The 22617-nt window shown below is 51.1% G+C and carries 21 protein-coding genes and 6 tRNA genes; 17 read left to right on the top strand and 10 right to left on the bottom strand.

From position 1 onward, the window contains the following. Positions 1-19: 19 nt before the first annotated feature. Positions 20-1444, bottom strand: coding sequence for a tRNA (N6-isopentenyl adenosine(37)-C2)-methylthiotransferase MiaB (gene miaB / locus ACWAU4_RS16720; RefSeq protein ID WP_025011684.1), 1425 nt, complete (start codon positions 1442-1444; stop codon positions 20-22). 97 nt (positions 1445-1541) lie between these two features. Further along, on the bottom strand, positions 1542-1865 hold the full coding sequence (locus ACWAU4_RS16715; protein ID WP_025889590.1) for a hypothetical protein: 324 nt from the start codon (positions 1863-1865) through the stop codon (positions 1542-1544). 152 nt (positions 1866-2017) lie between these two features. On the opposite strand from ACWAU4_RS16715, the gene ACWAU4_RS16710 reads away from it, so the two are divergent. The 9 genes from ACWAU4_RS16710 (at position 2018) to ACWAU4_RS16670 (ending at position 6062) form a co-directional block, all read left to right on the top strand. Then, a complete protein-coding gene (locus tag ACWAU4_RS16710; RefSeq protein ID WP_096140868.1) occupies positions 2018-3286 on the top strand; it encodes an FAD-dependent oxidoreductase in 1269 nt (422 codons plus the stop codon). A gap of 192 nt (positions 3287-3478) precedes the next feature. Then, the gene (gene pth, locus ACWAU4_RS16705) at positions 3479-4066 is read left to right on the top strand and encodes an aminoacyl-tRNA hydrolase (RefSeq protein WP_025011686.1); all 588 of its coding nucleotides are present in this window, start codon (positions 3479-3481) and stop codon (positions 4064-4066) included. 85 nt (positions 4067-4151) lie between these two features. Further along, positions 4152-5243, top strand: a complete 1092-nt coding sequence (ychF, locus tag ACWAU4_RS16700; protein ID WP_025011687.1) for a redox-regulated ATPase YchF — start codon at positions 4152-4154, stop codon at positions 5241-5243. 176 nt (positions 5244-5419) lie between these two features. Beyond that, positions 5420-5496 (top strand) — tRNA-Met (locus ACWAU4_RS16695). Between the two features lie 32 nt (positions 5497-5528). Next, positions 5529-5613 (top strand) — tRNA-Leu (locus ACWAU4_RS16690). A 35-nt stretch (positions 5614-5648) separates the two neighbouring features. After that, positions 5649-5723, top strand: a tRNA-Gln gene (locus tag ACWAU4_RS16685). 20 nt (positions 5724-5743) lie between these two features. Further along, a tRNA-Gln gene (locus ACWAU4_RS16680) sits at positions 5744-5818 on the top strand. Between the two features lie 25 nt (positions 5819-5843). Beyond that, a tRNA-Met gene (locus ACWAU4_RS16675) sits at positions 5844-5920 on the top strand. Positions 5921-5987: 67 nt separating this feature from the next. Further along, a tRNA-Gln gene (locus tag ACWAU4_RS16670) sits at positions 5988-6062 on the top strand. A gap of 299 nt (positions 6063-6361) precedes the next feature. On the opposite strand, the gene ACWAU4_RS16665 is transcribed toward ACWAU4_RS16670, so the two are convergent. The 3 genes from ACWAU4_RS16665 to ACWAU4_RS16655 form a co-directional block, all read right to left on the bottom strand. After that, positions 6362-6775 carry a hypothetical protein gene (locus ACWAU4_RS16665; RefSeq protein ID WP_071237171.1) on the bottom strand — a complete coding sequence of 138 codons (414 nt, stop codon included), beginning with the start codon at positions 6773-6775 and terminating at the stop codon, positions 6362-6364. Beyond that, positions 6772-7230 carry a hypothetical protein gene (locus ACWAU4_RS16660; RefSeq protein ID WP_025012151.1) on the bottom strand — a complete coding sequence of 153 codons (459 nt, stop codon included), beginning with the start codon at positions 7228-7230 and terminating at the stop codon, positions 6772-6774. The genes ACWAU4_RS16665 and ACWAU4_RS16660 overlap by 4 nt, the downstream gene beginning before the upstream one ends. 94 nt (positions 7231-7324) lie before the next feature. After that, a complete protein-coding gene (locus ACWAU4_RS16655; RefSeq protein WP_208125011.1) occupies positions 7325-8458 on the bottom strand; it encodes a pyridoxal phosphate-dependent aminotransferase in 1134 nt (377 codons plus the stop codon). A 1692-nt stretch (positions 8459-10150) separates the two neighbouring features. On the opposite strand from ACWAU4_RS16655, the gene ACWAU4_RS16650 reads away from it, so the two are divergent. Together ACWAU4_RS16650 and ACWAU4_RS16645 are read left to right on the top strand one after the other, a co-directional pair. Continuing rightward, the gene (locus ACWAU4_RS16650; RefSeq protein ID WP_071237174.1) at positions 10151-10495 is read left to right on the top strand and encodes a hypothetical protein; all 345 of its coding nucleotides are present in this window, start codon (positions 10151-10153) and stop codon (positions 10493-10495) included. Between the two features lie 505 nt (positions 10496-11000). Then, positions 11001-11483: a hypothetical protein gene (locus ACWAU4_RS16645; protein ID WP_208164126.1), complete on the top strand. Its 483-nt coding sequence runs from the start codon at positions 11001-11003 to the stop codon at positions 11481-11483. A 421-nt stretch (positions 11484-11904) separates the two neighbouring features. Here ACWAU4_RS16645 and ACWAU4_RS16640 read toward each other — a convergent pair whose 3' ends face one another. After that, positions 11905-12879: a transposase gene (locus ACWAU4_RS16640; RefSeq protein WP_208125009.1), complete on the bottom strand. Its 975-nt coding sequence runs from the start codon at positions 12877-12879 to the stop codon at positions 11905-11907. 293 nt (positions 12880-13172) lie between these two features. Here ACWAU4_RS16640 and ACWAU4_RS16635 point away from each other — a divergent pair, with 293 nt between their 5' ends. Then, positions 13173-13847 carry a Shedu anti-phage system protein SduA domain-containing protein gene (locus ACWAU4_RS16635; RefSeq protein WP_144218729.1) on the top strand — a complete coding sequence of 225 codons (675 nt, stop codon included), beginning with the start codon at positions 13173-13175 and terminating at the stop codon, positions 13845-13847. Positions 13848-13854: 7 nt separating this feature from the next. Here the strand turns inward: ACWAU4_RS16635 and ACWAU4_RS16630 are convergent, their stop codons facing one another. Further along, positions 13855-14826: an IS110 family RNA-guided transposase gene (locus ACWAU4_RS16630; protein WP_454290326.1), complete on the bottom strand. Its 972-nt coding sequence runs from the start codon at positions 14824-14826 to the stop codon at positions 13855-13857. A gap of 334 nt (positions 14827-15160) precedes the next feature. Here ACWAU4_RS16630 and ACWAU4_RS16625 point away from each other — a divergent pair, with 334 nt between their 5' ends. Together ACWAU4_RS16625 and ACWAU4_RS16620 are read left to right on the top strand one after the other, a co-directional pair. After that, on the top strand, positions 15161-15451 hold the full coding sequence (locus tag ACWAU4_RS16625; RefSeq protein ID WP_039034289.1) for a hypothetical protein: 291 nt from the start codon (positions 15161-15163) through the stop codon (positions 15449-15451). A gap of 181 nt (positions 15452-15632) precedes the next feature. Further along, positions 15633-15995 (top strand): hypothetical protein, encoded by a 363-nt coding sequence (locus tag ACWAU4_RS16620; RefSeq protein ID WP_101060084.1) that lies wholly within the window; start codon positions 15633-15635, stop codon positions 15993-15995. A 599-nt stretch (positions 15996-16594) separates the two neighbouring features. Here ACWAU4_RS16620 and ACWAU4_RS16615 read toward each other — a convergent pair. From ACWAU4_RS16615 to lolB, 3 genes are all read right to left on the bottom strand, one after another. Next, on the bottom strand, positions 16595-17542 hold the full coding sequence (locus tag ACWAU4_RS16615; protein ID WP_028779717.1) for a ribose-phosphate pyrophosphokinase: 948 nt from the start codon (positions 17540-17542) through the stop codon (positions 16595-16597). Between the two features lie 79 nt (positions 17543-17621). Then, on the bottom strand, positions 17622-18500 hold the full coding sequence (gene ispE, locus ACWAU4_RS16610) for a 4-(cytidine 5'-diphospho)-2-C-methyl-D-erythritol kinase (protein ID WP_208125007.1): 879 nt from the start codon (positions 18498-18500) through the stop codon (positions 17622-17624). Next, the gene (gene lolB, locus ACWAU4_RS16605) at positions 18497-19168 is read right to left on the bottom strand and encodes a lipoprotein insertase outer membrane protein LolB (RefSeq protein WP_208125006.1); all 672 of its coding nucleotides are present in this window, start codon (positions 19166-19168) and stop codon (positions 18497-18499) included. The genes ispE and lolB overlap by 4 nt, the downstream gene beginning before the upstream one ends. A 238-nt stretch (positions 19169-19406) precedes the next feature. On the opposite strand from lolB, the gene hemA reads away from it, so the two are divergent. From hemA to prmC, 3 genes are read left to right on the top strand one after another with little or no spacing between them, the layout of a single operon-like run. Continuing rightward, positions 19407-20657, top strand: coding sequence for a glutamyl-tRNA reductase (hemA, locus tag ACWAU4_RS16600; RefSeq protein WP_028779720.1), 1251 nt, complete (start codon positions 19407-19409; stop codon positions 20655-20657). Between the two features lie 14 nt (positions 20658-20671). Continuing rightward, positions 20672-21757: a peptide chain release factor 1 gene (gene prfA, locus ACWAU4_RS16595; protein ID WP_025011691.1), complete on the top strand. Its 1086-nt coding sequence runs from the start codon at positions 20672-20674 to the stop codon at positions 21755-21757. A gap of 11 nt (positions 21758-21768) precedes the next feature. Beyond that, positions 21769-22614 (top strand): peptide chain release factor N(5)-glutamine methyltransferase, encoded by an 846-nt coding sequence (gene prmC, locus ACWAU4_RS16590; protein WP_190532959.1) that lies wholly within the window; start codon positions 21769-21771, stop codon positions 22612-22614. Positions 22615-22617: the final 3 nt, after the last annotated feature.

Below are 22617 nucleotides of genomic sequence, written 5' to 3'. Positions count from 1 at the left end.
GCCGTGGAAGTCTCGGCGCTTACGGGGTGAACTGAGTCACACCCAGGGTATCTTCCTGATTATGCTTGGCCAGAATATCACTGGGGCGCAGGCTCTTGCGCAAGTCCATCTCATCTTCACCGCGAACAAACTTGCCGCGCAGCGAGTTGGTGTAGACATCGACGATTTCCACGTCCACGAAGCTGCCTATGTGCTTGGGCTGGCCTTCGAAGTTGACCACCCGGTTGTTTTCGGTGCGGCCGCGCAGCTCCATGGGGTTCTTGACCGATGGGCCTTCCACCAGAATTCGTTGCACTGTGCCCAGCATCTGGCGGCTGTAGCGCTGCGCCTGTTGGGTGATCCTGTCCTGCAGGATTGCCAGGCGCTGCTTTTTCTCTTCCATATCCACATCATCCGGCAAGTCGGCCGCCGGGGTGCCGGGGCGGGCACTGTAGATAAAGCTGAAGCTGTGGTCGAAGCCCACTTCTTCAATCAGCTTCATGGTGTCGGCAAAATCTTCTTTGCTTTCGCCGGGGAAGCCGATGATAAAGTCGGAGCTTATCTGAATATCCGGTCGCGCCTTGCGCAGACGGCGAATGATAGACTTGTACTCGATTGCCATATGGCCGCGCTTCATCTGGGTCAGAATACGGTCTGAACCCGATTGCACCGGCAGGTGCAGGAAGCTGACCAGCTCAGGAGTGTCTTCATAGACATCGATAATGTCCTGGGTGAACTCTATCGGGTGGCTGGTGGTAAAGCGGATGCGGTCGATACCGTCGATGGCGGCCACATAACGCAGCAGCTCGGCAAAGCTGCAAATTTCGTCATCATGGGTCAGGCCGCGATAGGCGTTAACGTTTTGCCCCAGCAGGTTGACTTCACGCACCCCTTGCTCGGCCAGTTGAGCGATTTCCAGGATGATGTCATCCAGTGGCCGGCTGACTTCTTCGCCGCGGGTATAGGGCACCACGCAGAAAGAGCAGTACTTGCTGCAGCCTTCCATGATGGAGACAAAGGCGGTGGGGCCTTCGGCGCGGGGCTCGGGCAGACGGTCGAACTTCTCGATTTCCGGGAAGCTGACGTCAATCACCGCCTGGTCGCCGCTGCGAACCTGGTTGATCATCTCTGGCAGACGGTGCAGGGTTTGGGGGCCAAAGATAATATCCACGCACTGGGCGCGTTCTTTTATCGCCTTGCCTTCCTGCGAAGCCACACAACCACCCACGCCAATGATCAGCTCAGGATTCTTGTCTTTGAGTGTTTTCCAGCGGCCCAGCTGATGGAATACCTTTTCCTGTGCTTTTTCACGAATAGAACAGGTATTGAGCAGCAGAATATCTGCCTCATCAGCCTCTTCGGTCAGGGTGTAGCCCTGAAATTCGTTTAACAGATCGGCCATCTTGGATGAGTCGTACTCATTCATCTGACAGCCCCAGGTTTTAATATGGAGTTTTTTACTCATCAGTTTTGCGTCGCTCTTCGGAACCACTTAAAAAATAGCGCGCCATTTTACCTGCTGTTAAGTCCGCTGACCAGCTTTTGAACGCCAGGGCTGAGAATTACTCTGGTTGCTGCAATACCCTTTCAACCTGTGCGGGTAAACGGTTGGCGGCCACCTGAATATTTTGCTGCTGGTAGAACTGCTCGGCCATCTCCAGGTTGCTGCCACGGGCCTGGGCATAGATGTCCTCCAACACATCCAAATGAAAGCCGGCCATGGTTTCCGTGATTTGTTGATATAGGGCATAATTCAGCGACGAGCGATAGGTTACAGTTATCACTTCCATCTGGTCTGCCGTGGTGGCGGCCAGAACATGACCAGAAGTAAAGGCAGCCGGGACGACAAGGGCTGCGGCTATCAGGCTGCTGGTAAGTTTGCGCATGGTATCCTCACTTGTTGATGTCTATAACCGCATATGCGGTGTTTGCCATGACAGATACTGCTTGGACACTCAGAGGCTAGCCTAAGGTTGCCAAGGCTCGTGTGTCGGCTTGTAAGCAGGTGTTTCAGGAGGGCCGGCAGCAACATTTGCTCATGATTGAAGCCAAAACAGTTACCATTGAACACAACTCTGTGGCCGAGGCGGCAGAGAAGAGAGACAGCAGGAAAGGCATAGTGACAGAACAACATGAGACCAAGGATATCGTCATCATAGGTGGCGGTATGGTGGGCGCGGCGACGGCGCTGGGGTTGGCCAAACTCGGGCTGGAAGTGGCGCTGGTGGAGGCCTTTGAACCCGAGGCCTTCGATGCCTCGCAACCTCTGGATGTCAGGGTCTCGGCCATCAGTGTGGCATCGGAGGCGCTACTCGAGCGCCTGGGAGCATTCGATACTCTGCTCGGAATGCGCCATGTGGCTTATCGTGGCCTGGAAACCTGGGAAATGGAAGGCTGCATTACCCGTTTCCATGCCAGTCAGATCAAGGCCGAGCGTCTCGGCCACATAGTGGAAAACCGTTTGGTGCAGCTGGCACTGTGGCAGGAATTCGACAACTACCCCAATCTGACCCTCTGCTGCCCGGCCCGGGTCGGGCGCATGGTGCGCTCCAGCGTGGGTATAGAGGTGAGTCTGGACGATGGCCGGGTGTTCGATGCCCGTTTGCTGGTGGGTGCCGATGGTGCCAACTCCAGAGTGCGTCAATGGGCCGGAATTGGCATCAGTGGTTGGGATTATTCCCAGTCCTGCATGCTGATCAATATCGCCACCGAGTGCGATGAGCAGGATGTGACCTGGCAACAGTTTACTCCGCAAGGGCCGCGCTCCTTGCTGCCATTGCCGGGCAAAAATGCGTCCTTGGTTTGGTATGACGATGCCAAACAAGTTCGCAGTTTGATGCAGCTCAGCGACAGCCAACTGAAGCAGGCAATCATCAATCACTTCCCGGATAGGCTGGATCCCCATTTCGAAGTGTTGGCCAAGGGCAGTTTCCCGCTGACCCGGCGCCATGCGCAGCAATACTACCGCGACAACCTGGTGATCCTGGGGGATGCGGCTCACACCATTAACCCGCTGGCGGGGCAGGGGGTTAACCTGGGCTTTAAAGACGTCGAAGCCTTGATAGCGACAATCACCCAGGCGCTGGAGAAGGGCGAAGACTGGTCAAAGGCCACAGTGCTTGAAGGGTTCCAAAAGCAGCGTTGGTTTGACAATCAGTTGATGATGACAGGTATGGATCTCTTCTATGCCGGTTTCAGTAACGATCTGCTGCCACTTAAACTGTTGCGTAACGCCGGGCTCAAGCTGGCGGATATCAATACCCCGGTCAAGCAGCAAGTGCTCAAGTATGCGCTGGGGCTGAGATAACCCCGGTCGATTTGTTGATTGTCGCAAGAGAGTGCTAAAATGCCGCGTTTTTACAAGAATGCGGCATTTTTCATTGGCTTTCACGCAGTGTTTGGGCCTGTAACAGCCAAGCTTCAAGAGCGGTGAATATGTGCCTGGCCTTGTCCGGCCTTCGCAGAACTTCTCGTTGAATAAACAGACTGATAGAGACTGATGACAGAGATTAAACTTATCGTCGGGCTGGCCAATCCCGGCGCCGAGTATGCCCAGACCCGCCATAATGCCGGCGCCTGGTATGTGCAGGAGCTGGCCAGAGGTTGCGGTGCCCAGCTCAGTGCCGACAGCAAGTATTTTGGCCTGACCGCCAGAGTTACGCTCAAGGGCCGCGATGTGCGCCTGCTGATCCCTTCCACTTATATGAACCTGAGTGGCAAGTCGGTGGCGGCATTGGCGAACTTCTTCCGTATTCAACCGGAGGAGATTTTGGTGGCACACGATGAGCTGGACATGCCGCCGGGTGTGGCCAAGTTCAAGCTTGGCGGTGGTCATGGCGGTCATAACGGCCTCAAGGACATTATTGCCAAGCTGGGCAACAACAAGAATTTTTATCGTCTGCGGATTGGCATAGGTCACCCCGGGGACAAGAACAAAGTCAGCGGCTATGTGCTTGGCAAGGCGCCGAGTACTGAGCAGTCGCTGATCGATGCCGCGGTAGATGAAGCGGTGCGCGCCACTGATATCCTCTTTGCCGAGGATATGACCAAGGCGATGCACAGGCTGCACTCCTTTAAAGCGGTCTAAGATTATCCAGGCGTCTGACGCCTGTTTCATTATCCTGTCCGGGGCCGAGTGCGCCGGACTCAAATTAGAGAGAAAGGTAAACATCATGGGTTTTAAATGCGGCATCGTTGGTCTGCCAAACGTCGGTAAGTCAACTCTGTTCAATGCGTTAACCAAGGCTGGCATCGAAGCGGCAAACTTTCCCTTCTGTACCATAGAACCCAACACAGGTGTGGTGCCAGTGCCGGATGCTCGTTTGGACGCCCTAGCTGAAATCGTTAAGCCTGAGCGGGTACTGCCGACCACCATGGAGTTTGTGGACATTGCCGGTCTGGTTGCCGGAGCATCCAAGGGCGAAGGTCTGGGTAACAAGTTCCTGGCCAACATCCGTGAAACCGATGCTATCGGCCATGTGGTACGTTGCTTCGAGAACGACAATATTGTTCACGTGGCCAACAAGGTTGACCCGGCCGGTGATATTGAAGTGATCAATACCGAACTGGCACTGGCGGATCTCGACAGTGTTGAGCGTGCCATACTGCGTCAGCAAAAGCGCGCCAAGGGTGGTGATAAAGACGCCAAATTTGAAGTCGAAGTACTGGAAAAACTCAAGCCGGTACTGGATGAAGGCCATATGCTGCGTACCCTGGATTTGAGCAAAGAGGAGCTGGAAGCCGTGGCTTACCTGAACCTGCTGACGCTCAAGCCAACCATGTATATTGCCAACGTTTCTGAAGATGGCTTCGACAATAACCCGCATCTGGATACAGTGCGTGCCATTGCCGAAAAAGAAAATGCTGTTGTGGTGCCTGTGTGCGCCGCTATCGAGTCAGATCTGGCGGAAATGGATGAGGAAGAGCGCAGCGAGTTCCTCGAAGAGCTGGGCCTGGAAGAGCCAGGGCTTGATCGGGTGATCCGCGCCGGTTACGAATTGCTGACACTGCAAACCTACTTCACCGCCGGGGTGAAAGAAGTTCGTGCCTGGACTGTGACTGTCGGTTCTACCGCACCGCAGGCGGCCGGTAAAATTCACACCGACTTTGAGCGCGGCTTTATTCGGGCTCAGGTTATGGCCTATGATGACTTTGTTCAGTTCAAGGGCGAAGCCGGTTGTAAGGAAGCGGGTAAGCTGCGGGTGGAAGGGAAAACCTATATCGTCAAAGACGGCGACGTGATGCACTTCCTGTTTAACGTGTAAAAGCGACTCTAAATGGGCGATAGAACACGGATTTGCGTATCTGTTGCCCAGTTTGATGGGTTTATAGGCAAACAGCTGGGGTGGCGGGATTTAGCCTAAAAAAGCTGTTGACCTGAATAACCTGAATAAGCATAATACGCCCCGTTCCTCGGCACGGGGAACAACAAAGTTATCGTGGCTATGTAGCTCAGCTGGTTAGAGCACAGCACTCATAATGCTGGGGTCGCAGGTTCAAGTCCCGCCATAGCTACCATCCTTCTTGGGATGTTAAAAATAAGAGACACTGCGGGAGTGGTGAAATTGGTAGACACGCCAGATTTAGGTTCTGGTGCCGCAAGGTGTGAGAGTTCAAGTCTCTCCTCCCGTACCATATTTGTCTCTTATTGAACTAACTTTGATTATTGGTGGGGTATCGCCAAGCGGTAAGGCACCGGGTTTTGATCCCGGCATTCCCAGGTTCGAATCCTGGTACCCCAGCCATCTTTACCAAGTTTATATATTGGGGTATCGCCAAGCGGTAAGGCACCGGGTTTTGATCCCGGCATTCCCAGGTTCGAATCCTGGTACCCCAGCCATAAACGCTAAAGAGAAAAATACAGTGGCTATGTAGCTCAGCTGGTTAGAGCACAGCACTCATAATGCTGGGGTCGCAGGTTCAAGTCCCGCCATAGCTACCATGTTTCTTTAGCAGCAAACTTGGTCTTCACGAGTCTTAAGATTCGTATCGGTTAACACCGACCCTGATGGGGTATCGCCAAGCGGTAAGGCACCGGGTTTTGATCCCGGCATTCCCAGGTTCGAATCCTGGTACCCCAGCCATATTCAACGAAAGAGCCCGTCATAGACGGGCTTTTTTGTGTCTGTTTTTCATCGTTTGAACTTGTCTGCTATTGGCGCATCGGCCGGGATCCCGGCTATTTCGCACCGGCGATCCTGCGACATGGCGAGAGTTACCGGCGATAGTGGTGTAGCAGCGCTCTTTCGAGCGCCAGCCAAAGATGGCTACAGTTCCGCCTGTGCCTGGAAATCCGTGTATGCCTGTAAACTTGTGCATGCCTGTAAACTAGTGCCAAGATTTCACCGAACCAGAGTCATACCTGCCTTGAGCTATCAAGCTTCTACTCGACTTTCAGCTTCTGTCGCAGACTCTCATCTCTAGCGGCCTTGGTGACTTCGAGAGCGATATTGCGCCTGAGGCGAATTAACCAACTGTCGATTTTGGCTTGGTCCATTTTGCAATCGCAGCGGCTGGAGAGCAGGCTAAGCTGCAGTTCCTGTTGCTGCCGTGCTACTTCTACTTCGACCGTGTATCCCTTGTAGTTATTGAGCCGGGCGAGCCAGGTGCCATCTGCGGCAGTTTCCAGTTCCCAGCTATCCCGGGTAACGGCCCGCTGCAACATGGCGGGGATATCTTGCACATAACCACCTGTGGGTACTGGGTTTTGCCAGCGTTGCAATTGATATTCAGTCTCGGCGGAAGCCGGGTTCAGCCATAACAGATTCAGCAGTAGCGGCAGTAGTATTCGTTTCATGATTTTTTCAGCTCCTGGGCGATGGAGAGACGCAGATTCTTGATGTAGTTGTAATAGCCGCGGCCATTCTTGTAGCAGATATCATCAATCAGCTTTTTGCAGACAAAATCCCCCAGGGCGGCGTGGTATTTAAGCTGAATATAGTTGGCGTCGTATTCAATGCGCATCACATTAGTGTCGCCACGATAGTCGAAACGGGCCAGGATATAGCCCTCACCTTCGCCCTCGTATACCCAGGCAAAGCCCTTGGTGCTGAGCATACCTTCGAGAATGGCATAACGAACCTGGGCCTCACTGGCTCCCGCTACCGGGATCTCTTTATGAACGGCTTCGATATAGCTGTTTGAGGATTTGGGCTTGGCATTTTTGTTGATGACTAGCTCGCCCGGGGCGGCTTGCAACGACAGGGAGAAACCGAGGGCGAATAACGCCCCCAGAATGGATTGGACTTGCATATCAGAATCCTTCTGAAAAAGGCTGCGAAAGTCCGAGTCTAGCGAAAAGCCAAGGCACTTGAAAGAGTGCTTGAAACAGCTCTTGAAAGAGAAATTAGAGCAAACCTTCCATACGCTGGCGTTGCATCTCTTTGGCAACTCGTTGCATCTGCATTGGTGTGCCCAAGGTCAAGCGATTCCAGCCTTCAAGCCCAGAGAAGGTACGGCCCACCAGAATGCCGGCCTGCTGCATCCGCTTGCGATAGTCTTCATTGTTACCTTTGATGCGGTGGAAAATAAAACTGGCGTTGAGCGGCAGATAGTCGAGCCCCAGCTGTTTGAGTGTGGCAATGATAATGGCACCGGCTTCTAAGTTGTTGCTGCGGGTCTGCGCCAGCCAGGCGCTGTCATCCAACACTGCCGCTGCCCCATAGAGGGCAAACAGGTTGGCGTTGTCAAAACTCGCCTGGGCCTGCATGGTGGCTATCATTTCTGGAGTGGCAATGGCATAACCGGCCCTTAGTCCCGCCATTCCCCATGCTTTGGAGAACGTCTTGGTCAGCACTGTGTGTTTCTGGCCATTTTGGATGAACGGCAGCGCGGATTGGAAATCGCTACCGGCATACTCGCCATAGGCCTCGTCAATAATAAACTGCAGCGCGGGACTGGCCTTGGCCAGCCACTGTGCAACCGGCGCCTTGGGCAGCAAGAGGCCGGTTGGGTTGTTGGGGTTACACAGATAGACAATGGAAGGGCCAGGGTGTGCGGCCACGGCGGCTTGCATGGCGGCGATATCGGTTTGCAGCTCGGCGGTCAGTGGCACTTCTGTTACCTTGAGCCCCCGGGCCTTGGCATAGTCGGCCACTACGTCAAAGGTAGGCTTGGGCATCACCAACTGGCAGTGAGCGCTGGCCATGGCATCTATGGCGAACTTGAGTACTTCGGAAGAGCCATTGCCATAAATGAGCTGCTCTTGGCTGACACCGTGGTAGCTTGCCAGGCGCTTGAGCAAAGCCTGACGGGCACTGTCGGGATACAGGTGCGCCTCGCCCATATGCTGCATAATGGCTTCCCTGGCACTGCTTGGCATCCCCAGCGGGTTTTCATTGAAGTTCAGCGCCAGGGGACCCTTGGAGGCAGTAGCCTGGGCCTGCTCCTGAGAAGATAAAGAGAAATTACTGCAGCCACTGAGCCCCAGTGCGGTACCGGCTAAACCGGCCTGAATAAAATGCCTACGACTTAATTGCATGTTTATTATGATGTTCTGGATAAGAGGGCGCTCAGTCTACCCAGAGGAAGAGAGAAAATAAATGAATTTTTATTCATTATTTGAAGCTTGTTATTCTTTGGGTTTTAGTTGCTAGGACCAAGTTCATTGGTAAGTTTTGGCTTCAAGCCATAAATAGCCGCTGTGCCAGCGGCGTAAAGTCGTGGTGTTCCACACCACACCGGGCAAGGGGCTTTGCTTGTCCAAAGCCCCTTGCATCCCCAAGGACACCCCGACGTAGCCGAAATCCCCGCTGGCTTATGAAGCAAATTGGCTACACTCAGGACTCGCCTCCTTGCTCGACCTTCGAGCCTCGACATCCCTGTCTCGGCTACGCCAATTTACAACAACGCCAGCGGCGGCTCCGAAGGGGGAATTGGTGCAATTCTGTTAGTACCGAGTAGCTTGAAACATCTGAAGAGTTTGCAGACATACACCTATTTTCCAGGCACAGGCGGGACTGTGACCGTCGAAAACAGGGACGTTTTCGTCGAGGCTACATGGACGTATTCACGCCGTGTCACAGGATCGCCTGTGCGAAAAGCGCACCGCAGGTGATGGACTACACCGTGGCCGGAAGCTCGGCCAGTACTAACTTAGGAACTTTTAGCTGGAAGCTATGATAGCCGCTGTGCCAGCGGCTTAAAGTCGTGTCGTTTTGGGTTCCAACCCAGTCAATTCTGTTGTAAAAACAAACCAAATCAGGGTTTTGTTGCCTTTGTCAAAACTTGACCTTTGGCTAATTGTTTTCAAATTCAGTACTGGCTATTGTATAACCAGTTCAATCGCTTAGCTTTAGCACTTCCTTAAGCTTAAGGTTGGAGGTAGTAGCATTTTTCCTTTTTCAGCGGAATGCAGGGACGAACAGAGTTTGGACCCGTGCGGTAGCCATGGCTTTACTTAACGCTTTTTGTAGGGCCTGGTTGTAGGGCCCTTGGTTGTGCGGCTTGAAGTGCTCATGACAAGCACCTCATAACTGATTTTTATACAGTATTATTGACGTTCTGGACAACATGTCGGAAATTTGCGCGTTATTTCTGTAACATTTTAGAAAATAACATTAAATTCATAATGTTAAAAATACAGCTGGTAGATAATAGGTTTAGAAACCGCGCATGCGCGTTGGGCTGCAAGGGATATTTGGACTAAATTGTATTATATCCAGCTAATACAAACAGATAGCGATACGCGTTTACACTCCTCCGAGGACTAAAACGCGCATGCGCACTATACAGCTGTTAGCTTTACGGAGTAATTCGACCTGCATCGCATATGGAAATTGGAAAAAGGCAGCCCATTGCTTCGTGTGTTTGTGTGGCAAAATTTACCACAGAGGCAACTTAGAACTTTGATTCACAGGTTTGCTACCAAAGAAGCTGCAAAGTTAAAGCAAGGCAGCTCTGAGTTTTATGTTTGGCGTGTGCGCAGACTCAAAGCCGTTGCAGTTTTCGAGAAACGATTTGGCGGCGTACCGGCTATTTTCAAAATGCGTAAAATGACCGTTTTAAAGTCATATTACATAAATAACGGTGTTTACTTGTGGCCAACATCAACATTAATTACCACAAAATAAACAAAGCTAACAAACCGCGTCATTCGGGGCCTGCGGCCCCTGCGACGCTCACAAGCTCGCGCGCATGCGCGGGGCGTTATGTTTCGACAGGGATCGAGTAAATGAAGCTTATTGGAAGTAAAATGGAAAGTGACTTCCGTGAAGAGTTGATCCGATCCAACGAGGCGCTTCAAGCCCGTGATTCCAAGTTAAGAATGGCACTAGAGTCTGAAGGTCATGACTACATAAATTCTTATGTTCTGCATTACGTCCCTGAGCAGCTCGAAGACCTATACACAGTGTTGGTAGGTGGGACTTACGTAGTTGACGTAGAAATCGATAAGTACGACGGCTCTAAGAGCACAATAGCACAGAGACACGAGCTAAAGTCTTATCTGCTTAGGCTAAGTAGAATGAATCAAGTTAGGTTGGCGGTTGCGCAGGACTTGGCATGTTCAAAAACATAACAAACAAAGGCAGCATCGCCCTGCGGGCTGGACGCGCTAACGCGCGCCGCTGCTTGGGGCGTTGATATTATTCCCTTTGTCAAATAGGTAAAAGTGTCCTTACCGGAGACCCAAAAAATCTTCGGTAAGGACACTCTGACAGTCGGACTTTGGCGAGTAAGTGTCGGCGGTTGACCTTGCACTCTTTTGAATAGAACCGCGCGAGTTTGGTTATTCGCATTACTTGTGTTCGCCACATGAGCCTTGCTGATTTTTAATGAGTTTATCAAATAAACGCAGGTTGGTTGGGATTGTGCCATGGTAATGCACAGTCTCAGCAGACTTATCAGAAACCCAGGCCACGTCAGTGGTCTCCTTGTGTACGTCCAACCCGATAAAAAGTGTGTTAGCTTTAGACATGTCGGCCTCTTGTGATTGTTTGCCTATTGGATCAACAAACAGTGTGGCTCTGGTTTAACTAATCCACGAGAAAACACGGAGGCCGACATCTGCACAGGGAATCATTATGTCTATATGCCTTTATCATCTGGCAGTTACATTAAATAAAATAGAAAAAGGATATTTTGTGAAAAAAGCACTATTACCATTTATTATTCTTTCAGCAATGCTTTCAGGTTGTGCTACTCAACCTCCAAAAGCAGAGGATATAAAGCTCGCACCTAAAGATAGATTATACGACCAAAACCTATATAAGCCGGATGAAACTCGGACTATTCCAGTAAAAATCACTAGGGATGTAGGTTTACGTGGTTCTCTAGCTACTGTTTTTCTTAAAATAGATGGAAACTATGTGGTGTGGTTGAATATGAGCGAGGAAATCACAATTTACCTCGCACAAGGTGGATATGTTTTTGAGCTTGTCCACTCACTATGCCCTAAAGAGCAATTATGTAGTACGCTAACTGACGTTACAATTAAAAGTGGCTTCGATAATAACTTTCGAATCCATGTAGATGACGGTTTTTCCCTAATAAGATCAAAAACATAAATTGATATATAACAAGGTGATAACAATGGGCGCCCAGCATTAGCTGAGCAAGAATTATGAGTGTCCTTATTTTGGAGGCCGACACTTGCACAGAGTAAAAAATGGACACCCAGTATTAATGGCACGGAAGTAAACCCCGACTATGCTTTGTTTAGGCATTTAACAAGGAGGTTATTATGCCGCACCCTCACCGAACTCAAATCAGCCTTGACAAGAAATAACAAAGACACCCATTATTAGCTGAGTGAAGACTCTAGTTGCCTGGTTCACAGAAACACTGATGTTTTCACTGGGAGAAAATCATCTTTCAAACCTTTTGAGGGCCATTCAGTTATTGAAATGAGCGCAAAAGTCGAATTTCAGACACGGTGGAGGTCGGACAAAGTTCGATTGGAGAGAAATATCTTGGAGCCTCGGGAATTCAGCTAAACAACTTCTGACAATTAGCGGCCCCTTGCCTTCGTCGTCGTTGTAGGTGAGTACAGTAGTCTGTAAGAGATTCCAGTGTCCCAACCGGCCCCTTGAATAGACGGCTAAAATCAGTCGTTAACTTGAGCCAGTTGTCGATGGGGATGTTTAAACGATTCAAAATGGTTGTTGTGCCGGCAGTAATCTGGCCGCGCTTGTCGTGGCGGATAATGCGCCCGGTATCATCGACCAGTTGCAGATAATCTTTGGCTTCAAAGTGCAATCCTTGTGGCATGTTCAGCCGTTCATTGCCGACAAAGGGGAACAGCTCAGGTGTGTTTTCGCCCTGCATCGCGGCCCGTATCCGCCGTTGAATGCTGGTATAGTCTGAGTTCTCCGGGGTTTTGGCTATTCCCGCGCGGATTGGGTTCAAGTCAACATAAGCCATGCAGGCCAATACGGCTGCATCATCCAATAGCGCCTGGGATTTGAAGCGGCCTTCCCAGAAGCGACCGCTGCATCCGTCTTCCCGATTGGCTTGTCTGGCAATAGGTTCATTGAGCGCCCGCATAAACCAACTGATATCCATCAAACGTTGGCGATAGACTTCAGCGGTTTGTTGCAGGGTGAGATATTCAATATCAGAAAGTGTTTCACCGCGCAGAAAACGCTGGGATAACAGGGTTCCACTGTAAAGCAGGTGCCAACGCTGTAAAACCTGCTCCAATGTCCATTCAGTGGCGGTTTTCAAGTCGACTCTGAGTACCAAATGCAGATGATTGGACATGACTGCATAGGCACACAAGTCAATGGAAAAGACGGCCACCAGTTCCAATAGACGCGACTCAACCCAATCACGGCGATGTTCATAACTCTTGCCGGAATAATCATCAACGCCACATAGAAAGGCGCGACGTACACAGCGGGAGATGCAGTGATAGAAGGGGGTGTCCTCAAGACTGACTTGAGCATATCTTGGCCTCGGCATGGCATCCTTTCCTTTTCAAAGGCTCCATTCAAGCCTAGACAAGGTGAGATAAACCTGCCAAGAATTATGGGTGTCTCCATTTTGATTTCATAGAAAGCTTTAGTTGCCGCTAAAGCCTGGGTCTCACTTTACCCATTTGGCTTGGTTATTATCCATACAAAGCGTTCAAGAGGGACTTGGCACGCGTGGCATTTTCGGTTTGCAGTTTGTTTAGTGGTTAAGGCGTAATGCGGTCACTTTTGTAGTACGTGCCTGCGCCCCTTAACGCGGCGTTAGCCGTAATGGAGATTTGGATGATAAAAATAAGACCTGCAAGCGTTGAATCCATTTTTGAAGATTGGCCTGAACATTGGCCTAAAAAAGAACATTATGTATCGCAGCATGACGTTACGGAAAAGCAGTACTTTGAGTTTGAATCATTAGTAAATGGTAAGGCTAGTGAAACTGAAGTTGAAAAGTATTTTGCCTGCAATCCGGAAGTATTAGCATTAACCGCATTCTTGTTTTCGACAGGCCACCACGCAACTTGGATATACCCTAAACTAGAGCTACGCCCTTCTGCGGGTGACGCAAAAGGGGGAATGATTCCAGATTACGTCATTTCTGGTGCAAATAGTGATGGTTTGCAGTGGTTTATTCTCGAGTTAAAAGGCCCTCGCCAAAACGCTTTTGTTCACAAAGGTAAAAGAGTCTATCTTTCCGCAGATTCTAACAAGGGGATCTGTCAATTAATTAGCTACATCGATACTGCATCAAAATCTCAAGCATATTTGCGTGATGAACTAGGTCTTAAAGGTTTTCGTGAGCCTAGAGGTATTATTCTGATAGGCACGGAAGAAGAGTCCGAAGCAGAAATGGTTAGAGAATTTAAAGCTGCTTGGAATCGGATGCATCCGAATGCTCAAGTAATATCTTATTCTCGATTATTGCGGAAGCTTAAACAAAAAGTGTTTCCAAATTACGGCTAACAAACGACTATGGCGTCAATCCTTTATTTTGGGCGATGTTTTGGCCCCACATGATGCCATCTCGAAGCATAGAGTTTAGGATGACCACCATCTTGCGAACGCAGGCAATAATCGCCACTTTCTTTGGTTTTCCAGCTTCGAGTAATCGAGCGTAAGTGTCCTTGAAAACAGGATTACATTGCATGGCTGACATCATGGCCATGTACAAAACGGTTCTCACCTGTGCGCGGCCTCCTTGGATGACTCGTTTCCCTTTGTAGCGTCCGCTTTCACGTGTAATAGGGGCGACGCCGATGAGTGAAGCCGCTTGCTTGTTGGTAATGTAGCCTAACTCAGGCACATTGCTGATGATAGACGCAGCGGCGATATTGCCGATACCAGGTACACTTTGTAAGAGGGTATTTTTAGTTTGGTATTCGGGGCAATCTTCGATGAGTTTGACAAGCTTATTTTCAATCTTTGAGACCTGATTTTTTATCGCAGTCAGGATGGGTGTCATTGTCGAATGTAGGTGCTTAGGCAAAATTTGAATACGATTTTTCTCCATGGTCTGCATCGCGAGCAGCTGATTGCGGCGAATTACTAAGTCACTCATTAAACGTATGTTCTTAGCCTTTATGACCGTCAAATCAGGTTTAATGGCTTCACCATAATGGGCGATAAGCTGTGCATCTAAGCGGTCATTTTTGGCTCTACGACCAATAGCACCGGCAAAGCGTTTGATATGAACAGGATTGGCACGAACAATAGGCAACTTGGCCTCGGTACACGCTAACACGAAGGGCATTTCTAGGCGCCCAGTCGCTTCGATAACGATACGCTGTGGGTTGTGTTTTTTGATAGTAGCTAAGGCTTGTTTGATACCCTTTTCGTTGTTTGGCACGGTAAAAAAGACATCGAATGGACGGATGTAAATGTCGAGCTGTGATTTGCCGGTATCAACACCAATATTAATGTCTTGAAGTGCGTTTGTATTCATAATAAGCTAACTCTTGCTTGCGAAATGCGGGTTCGAGACCCAGTCGACTATTCGAGGTTTATGCTTGGAGTCCTATGAGGCGTTCATGTTTGTTATCGGTCTCTCGACAGAGGAGCCAGCATTCAACCGAACTGCCACATAGAAAGCTTTAGTTGCCGCTAAAGCCTGGGTCTCACTTTACCCTTTTGGCTTGGTTATTATCCATACAAGCAATTTAAGAGGGATTCACAACGCTTGGCACTTTTGCTTCTACTTCAGTTTTAGTGTTTACGGCACAATGGTTTAAGTTAGGTGGTCTGCGTTGCTCACCACTTAACGCGGCGTTAACTGTCATATGAGCTTCAGAGAAGAATTGGAAAAAAAGTGGAAGATTACTATCGCTTTGTTGAGTGAGGCTCGTGCAGTTCTTTGTGAATGCCCGGGTGTTGGCAAATATATCGCAGAGTACGATGAATACCTTGATCACAACGAGCTAGAACTAGCACTGGATATGCTAGAAGAAGCAGCACTTGAGGCAACAAGTAAGCCTCCAGAAGAAATTTGGGTAAAGCTCAAAGATGCTGCAAAGTCTATGGGCTTAGAGGAACGCTGTGAATTCTATAATCAGCAAATACAAAACAGTTAACAAAATAACAAAAAATAACAAAGACACCCATTATTAATGGACAGATAGAGAAGTGCTGGCAACAACATAGACACCCAGCATTAGCTGAGCAAGAATTATGAGTGTCCTTATTTTGATTTTGGAGTCCGACACTTGCACAGGGAATCATTATTTCTAGGTAACCCCCAAGGAAGGGAATATTGTGGAAGGTTTTAAATTTAGTCCTAAAAGCAAAAAAATTTTGATGCTGCTAATCATATTAGCTCTTACTCCATTTATACCTGAATTGCTCTTGTTTATGGATGTTGCTGGTGTAGAAGTAGCCTTTACATGTATCCTCATCATGATTAAGCCCATGAAACTTTGGATAGAATGCCAAATAGTTAAAATTAAAGAGTTAAGCCGTGTGATGATTCTTGCAGTAAGGCTGCACCCTGTAAGTGATGCTCGAGTCTTTGCAGGTCATTATTTTGCTTTTTCTTTAATATTCCTATTAACAAGCTCACTAATTATGTCAAGTTCAATATGGTTGCCGATTCTAGTCATGGGGAGGTATTGGGTCTAAGGATACTTAACAAGTGACTCTGGTATTTCGCCAATCATTATTTCGCTAATTGTGATAGCTATTATTTCCCGAGAGGAACTCCTTAGCCACGTTATTTGCGCCAACGGCTGTCGGCGACACCGAGGGGGAATAGTGCAATTCTGTTAGCCCTGAGTAGCTTGAAATATTTGATAGATCTGCAGATATACGCCTAATTCCAGGCACCGGCGGAACTGTGACCGTCGAAAACAGGGACGTTTTCGTCGAGCGCCCAGGGATGGGTTTACAGCGTGTCACAGGATCGCCTGTGCGAAAGGCGCACCGCAGGTGATGGGTTACATCTGTGGACAAAAGCCCGGCAAGTATTGACGAGGGATTTAAGGCTTAAAGCAATGCTAGCCACTGTGCCAGTGGCCTAAAGTCGTGGTGTTGCTATGCAACTCTCGCCATGTCACCGTATCGCCTGTGCGAAAGGGCCGTTCTCGAACATCCTGCTCTTCACGGTATTCAGGCTTCCTGCCTATCCACCCCGCAGCTGATGGGCCATATTATGGCAACCCAGATATCAAGCATAAAAAACGCACCCTAAGGTGCGTTTCTTGTTAACTCTGCATGTCAGCTTAGTGCTGGAACATGGCAGAGATAGATTCTTCGTTGCTGACGCGGCGGATAGCCTCGGCCAGTACCGCTGACATGGTCAACTGGCTCACTTTGCCTGTTTTGAGCATTTCTGGGCTCAAAGGCACAGTGTCAGTGACTATGACTTCGTCAATCACTGAATTTACTATGTTGCTGGCGGCATTGCCGGAGAATACCGGGTGGGTCGCATAAGCAAAGACGCGGTTGGCGCCGTGTTCTTTCAGGGCTTCAGCAGCCTTACACAGAGTGCCACCTGTGTCGATCATGTCATCAACTATGATGCAGTCACGGCCTTGAACGTCACCTATGATGTGCATTACCTGAGCCACGTTGGCCTGTGGGCGACGCTTGTCGATGATCGCCAGATCTGAGTCGTCGAGCAGTTTGGCTACGGCGCGGGCGCGAACAACACCACCGATATCGGGGGAAACAACAACTGGGTTGTCCAGTTTCTTGGCCAGCATATCTTCCAGCAGCACTGGGCTACCGAAGACGTTGTCTACCGGTACATCGAAGAAGCCCTGGATCTGCTCGGCGTGCAGGTCACAGGTCAGTACTCTGTCGACACCCACGCTGGAGAGGAAATCGGCAACCACTTTGGCGGTAATGGGTACACGGGCACTGCGGACACGACGGTCCTGACGGGCATAACCAAAGTAAGGGATAACGGCTGTGATACGGCCGGCTGAAGCGCGGCGCAGGGCATCAACCATTACGATCAACTCCATCAGGTTGTCGTTGGTTGGTGCGCAGGTGGACTGAATGATAAACACATCAGCACCACGTACATTTTCGTTTATCTGGACACTGATTTCACCATCGCTGAAACGGCCTACCTCTGCGTCTCCGAGTTTACAAAAAAGACGGTCGGCTATCTTTTTGGCGAGACTGGGGGTAGCGTTCCCAGCAAAGAGCTTGATGTCGGGCACTGTAAGAACCTCAGGCGTTTGCTTTATTTTAGTGGCTGGGACAAAAAACGGCGGACCGCTTCATCCCGGAAGAAACTGTTCAGAGGCGAGCCAGTCGACTCTGAAGCGGCGATCTATTTATCCCTTTGGCAACAAAGCCTTTGAAAGATGGTGGCAGCTGTGCCAGACAATCGAGAGCTTGTTGCTGTTTTTCGAACTCCCCGAACACGCAGGCACCGGTTCCGGTCATTCTGGACGGCGCATATTCTAGCAGCCAGCCCAAGGCCTTGGCAACTTGAGGGTAATGGCGACATACCAGTGCCTGACAGTCGTTTTGCCAAGGGGCGCTCAGCAGTTGCTCCAGAGAAAGCTTAGGAGTATCTCTTGGCAAATCAGGATCATGGAACACTTTTTCAGTGGAGACATGGGCCTCGGGAACCAGCACCAGATACCAAGGTTCGGCCGGTTCCACCGGCTGAAGTTTTTCGCCGACCCCTTCGGCAAAGGCCGCCAAACCGTTAATGAAAACAGGAACATCAGCGCCGAGTTTTAAACCAATTTGCTCAAGTTCAGTTTCACTCAGGCCGGTTTGCCACAGGGCGTTGAGGGCCACCAGAGTGGTGGCCGCGTCCGACGAGCCGCCCCCCAGACCGCCGCCCATGGGCAGTTTCTTGTCGAGCCAGATCTCGGCTCCCAGTTTACAACCACTGGCTTGCTGCAATGATTTTGCGGCCTTGAGAATTAAGTTATCGCTATCCGGGACAGCAGCGCCGAGATTGGAGTGCAGTTTGAGCTCGCCATTGGCGGTGACTTTAAAGTCCAACAGGTCACCATGGTCGAGAAACTGAAACAGGGTCTGCAGTTCATGGTAGCCATCTTCCCGGCGACCATTGATATGCAAAAACAGATTAAGCTTGGCCGGGGCCGGCCAGCCAAGCGAAAGACTATTGGGTTTGGATGTTTGGTCTAGAGAACTCATGGCTGCTGGCTTTCCTTGGTGGTGAGTGTGCTCTGGGCTTCGAGTGCCTGCCACTCGGTTAACTGGATCTTGAGTTCGAGTGCGCCGCGATTGAGTTTAAGAAGGCGCGGAATATCGGCACCGCTTTGTTGCTGCCAGCTGAGATACTTCACTTGCCACGGAGGGCTGACGCTGCCATCTTCCAGGCTCTGGGGTTTATCGTCATTATTTGTGAGCACGAGTTCAGTGTCGGCGGCGCTGAGGCCAAGCACCCAGCGGGGCAGGGCGTTAAGGGGTATACTCCAACTGCTGAGGCCATCGAGTAAACGCTGCGGGTCTCGGTCGCGATAGACTTCACCATCCAACTCCAGTAAGGCGCCCTCCGGGCCACTTTTCAGCAGCATCACACTGGTGCCCAACATGGTGGTGAGTCTCAGCTCTTCTGTCGTTGGGGTGTGCAGCCAATAAAGATTGGTGCTGAATTTTTCCTCGGGAGTTTTTACCGCCAGCTTGCCTTTCAGCTCCCAGGCCTTGGCTTGGTCGGCGTGCTTGACTTGAGTCGCCTGCCAGCGGGCATCGGGCAGGCTGCTACAGGCGCTGAGCAGGCCAAGGAGCAGCAGGGGCAACAGCAGACGTAGGGTCGACAGAGGTGTAAAACAGGTTTTTGTGAAGTACTTCAAAATAATCATCTGTTGTTCACTGTGTTGGCCGCCTATGATACGAGGGCTTTGGCAGAATACCAATAAGCGCCGACCCCTGTGGTGTCGCCCTTATGGCTTTTGCCAGCGCCTGTTCAGCTTAATTGATAAATTGGTTGAGAAGTTAGACCTTTATTCGGTTTTGTTAAGCGTATTCTGTTTTTAAGGTGGCCAATTCAGTAGAATGGCCGCATCCTACAGCGACGCCAAGAGTCCAGAACGAGTTCAGATGAGCCTTGTAGCAATTGGTATAAACCATAAAACCGCCACTGTTGACCTGCGTGAGAAAGTTGCCTTTGCCCCGGACAAGATCCATGAAGCCATGCGCAGCCTGGCCAAGGAGACTCAGAGCGGGGAAGCCGTCATCGTTTCCACCTGTAACCGCACCGAGCTTTACTGCAACACGGAAAATGCCGAGCAGGTAGTGCGTTGGTTGGAAGACTATCATGGCCTGAGCCATGAAGAGGTGGCCCCTTGCCTGTACCAACACTGTGGTCAACCCGCGGTGCAACACCTGATGCGGGTTGCATCCGGGCTCGACTCTCTGGTGCTGGGCGAACCGCAGATCCTCGGTCAGGTCAAACAGGCGTTTGCCAAGGCCAAGGAATCCGGCACAGTGGCACTGACACTGGATCGTCTGTTTCAAAATACTTTTGCCGTGGCCAAGAAGGTGCGCACCGAAACGGAAATCGGCACAGCGGCGGTTTCCGTTGCCTTTGCCGCCGTCAGCATGGCCAAACATATCTTCTCTTCTCTGGCTGCGACCAAGGTGCTGCTCATTGGCGCCGGTGAAACCATAGAACTGGTTGCCCGCCACCTGAAGGAAAACGGCGTCACCAGCATGGTGGTGGCCAACCGCACCATTTCCCGCGCCGAAGCCATGTGCGAAGAGTTCAATGCCCAGGCGATTACCCTGGAGCAGATACCAGATTTTCTCCCCAAGGCCGATATCGTGATATCCTCTACCGCCAGTCCGCTGCCCATCCTGGGCAAGGGCATGGTAGAAAAAGCGCTTAAGCAGCGCCGCCATCAACCTATGTTATTGGTTGATATAGCGGTTCCCCGTGATATTGAGGCAGAAGTCGGTGATTTGGACGATGCTTTCTTGTACACGGTCGATGATCTGCAAAGCATAATCGAACAGAATATGGCCTCCCGTAGAGAGGCCGCCGAGCAAGCGGAAGTCATTGCCGAAGAGCATTCACACCAGTTTATGGAGTGGGTTCGCTCACTGGAATCGGTCGACAGCATTCGCGAATATCGTACCCAGAGCATGGCGATTAAAGATGAGCTGGTTGAACGGGCAATGAACAAGTTGGCGCAGGGAGCAGACACAGAGCAGGTGCTGCTGGAACTGGCTAACCGTCTGACCAACAGACTGATACATGCTCCGACCCAGGCCCTGACTGCAGCCAGTCGTCAGGGTGATCTCAATGCTTTGGGTCAATTGAGAACCGCGCTCGGCTTGGATAAACACTAAGGTTAGCGAGCTAAATGAAGGAATCCGTTATCCGCAAGCTGGAAGGCTTGCTTGAGCGTAATGAAGAAGTATTGGCCCTGCTCAGTGACGCAGATGTCATAGCGGATCAGGACAGGTTCAGAGCCCTGTCTCGGGAATATGCTCAGCTTGAAGATGTGGTCAAAGGCTTTAAGGCCTACCAGCAGGCGCAGGCGGATCTGCAAACCGCACAGGAGATGCTGGCCGAGGAAGATCCTGAGCTGAAAGAGATGGCTCAGGAAGAGATCAAGGCGGCCCGCGCTCAGTTGGAGCAGCTGGAAGGCGAGTTGCAAATTCTGCTGTTGCCCAAAGATCCCAATGATGCCAGCAACGCCTTTCTGGAAATCCGTGCCGGTGCCGGCGGTGATGAAGCCGCTATTTTTGCCGGTGATCTATTCCGTATGTACAGCCGTTATGCCGAGAGCCAGCGCTGGCAGGTCGAAGTCATGAGCGCCAGCGAGGGCGAGCATGGCGGTTTCAAAGAGGTGATTGCCAAGGTCAGCGGTGACGGTGTCTACGGCAAACTCAAGTTTGAGTCCGGTGGTCACAGGGTACAAAGGGTGCCGGAAACCGAATCCCAGGGGCGGGTGCATACCTCGGCCTGTACCGTGGCCGTTATGCACGAAGTGCCCGAAGCCCAGGCGGTGGAAATCAACCCGGCCGAGCTGCGTATCGACACCTTCCGCTCTTCCGGTGCCGGTGGTCAGCACGTTAACAAAACCGACTCGGCGATTCGTATTACCCACTTGCCCACAGGCTTGGTGGTGGAATGCCAGGATCAGCGCTCACAGCACAAGAACAAGGCTCAGGCCTTGAGCGTGCTGGCGGCCCGTTTGCAGGCGGCCGAAGACGAAAAGCGCCGCAGCGCCGAAGAATCTACCCGTCGCTCTTTGGTGGGCAGCGGTGACCGCTCCGAGCGGATCCGCACCTATAATTTCCCTCAGGGAAGGGTGAGCGACCACAGGATCAACCTGACACTGTATCGTCTCAACGAGGTGATAGAAGGAGACCTGGAGCAGCTGCTTGAGCCCTTGATGCAAGAGCATCAGGCCGACATGCTGGCGGCTCTGTCCGACGAATAAAAGGACTGTCTGTGACTAAACTCAATATTGCCGAGGCCCTGCAATGGGCCTCTTCTATGCTGGCCGCATCATCCGAGTCTGCCCATGCAGATGCCGAAGCCCTGTTGCTGCATTGCTTGGGCAAGAACCGCAGTTTTATCTATACCTGGCCCGAAAGAAGTTTGTCGGCCGAGCAGCACAAGCAGTTCACCCAGATGGTACAGCGTCGCAGCCAAGGCGTGCCCGTGGCCCATATTGTCGGTGAGCGCGAGTTCTGGTCACTGCCTTTTATCGTCAACGAATCCACTCTTATTCCGCGCCCGGACACCGAAATTCTGGTAGAAACCGCGCTCAACCTGCCGCTTTCAGATGATATCGCCGTGCTGGATCTCGGCACAGGTACCGGCGCTATCGCGCTGGCACTGGCCCATGAGCGACAAGGCTGGCAGGTGACTGCTGTTGATAAGGTCGAGGCCGCGGTGGAGCTGGCCTGTGCCAACCGGGATAATTTGAAACTGCCGCAGGTGGAGATCCTCCAGAGCGACTGGTTTTCGGCGGTTCAGGGGCGCAAGTTCCAGCTGATTGTTTCCAACCCTCCCTATATCGAGGAGGATGACGAGCATCTGGAGATGGGCGATGTGCGCTTCGAACCCCGCAGCGCCTTGACCGCCGCCGATCAGGGCTTTGCCGACCTGTTCCATATCGCAGCCCATGCCAGGGAGCACCTGCTGCCGGGCGGTTATCTGCTGCTGGAGCATGGTTATGCTCAGGCCGTGAACCTCAGGGAAAAACTTGCCGAGCTAGGTTATCAGCAGGTGGCCACAGTGCGCGACTTTGGCTCCAATGATAGATGCACCCTGGGTTTTTGGCCCGGTTGAGTG

The sequence above is a fragment of the Shewanella sp. FeAMO genome (assembly GCF_053653955.1).
The sequence above is the reverse complement of the archived record's forward strand: the minus strand, read 5'-3'. Positions and strand labels throughout refer to the sequence as shown.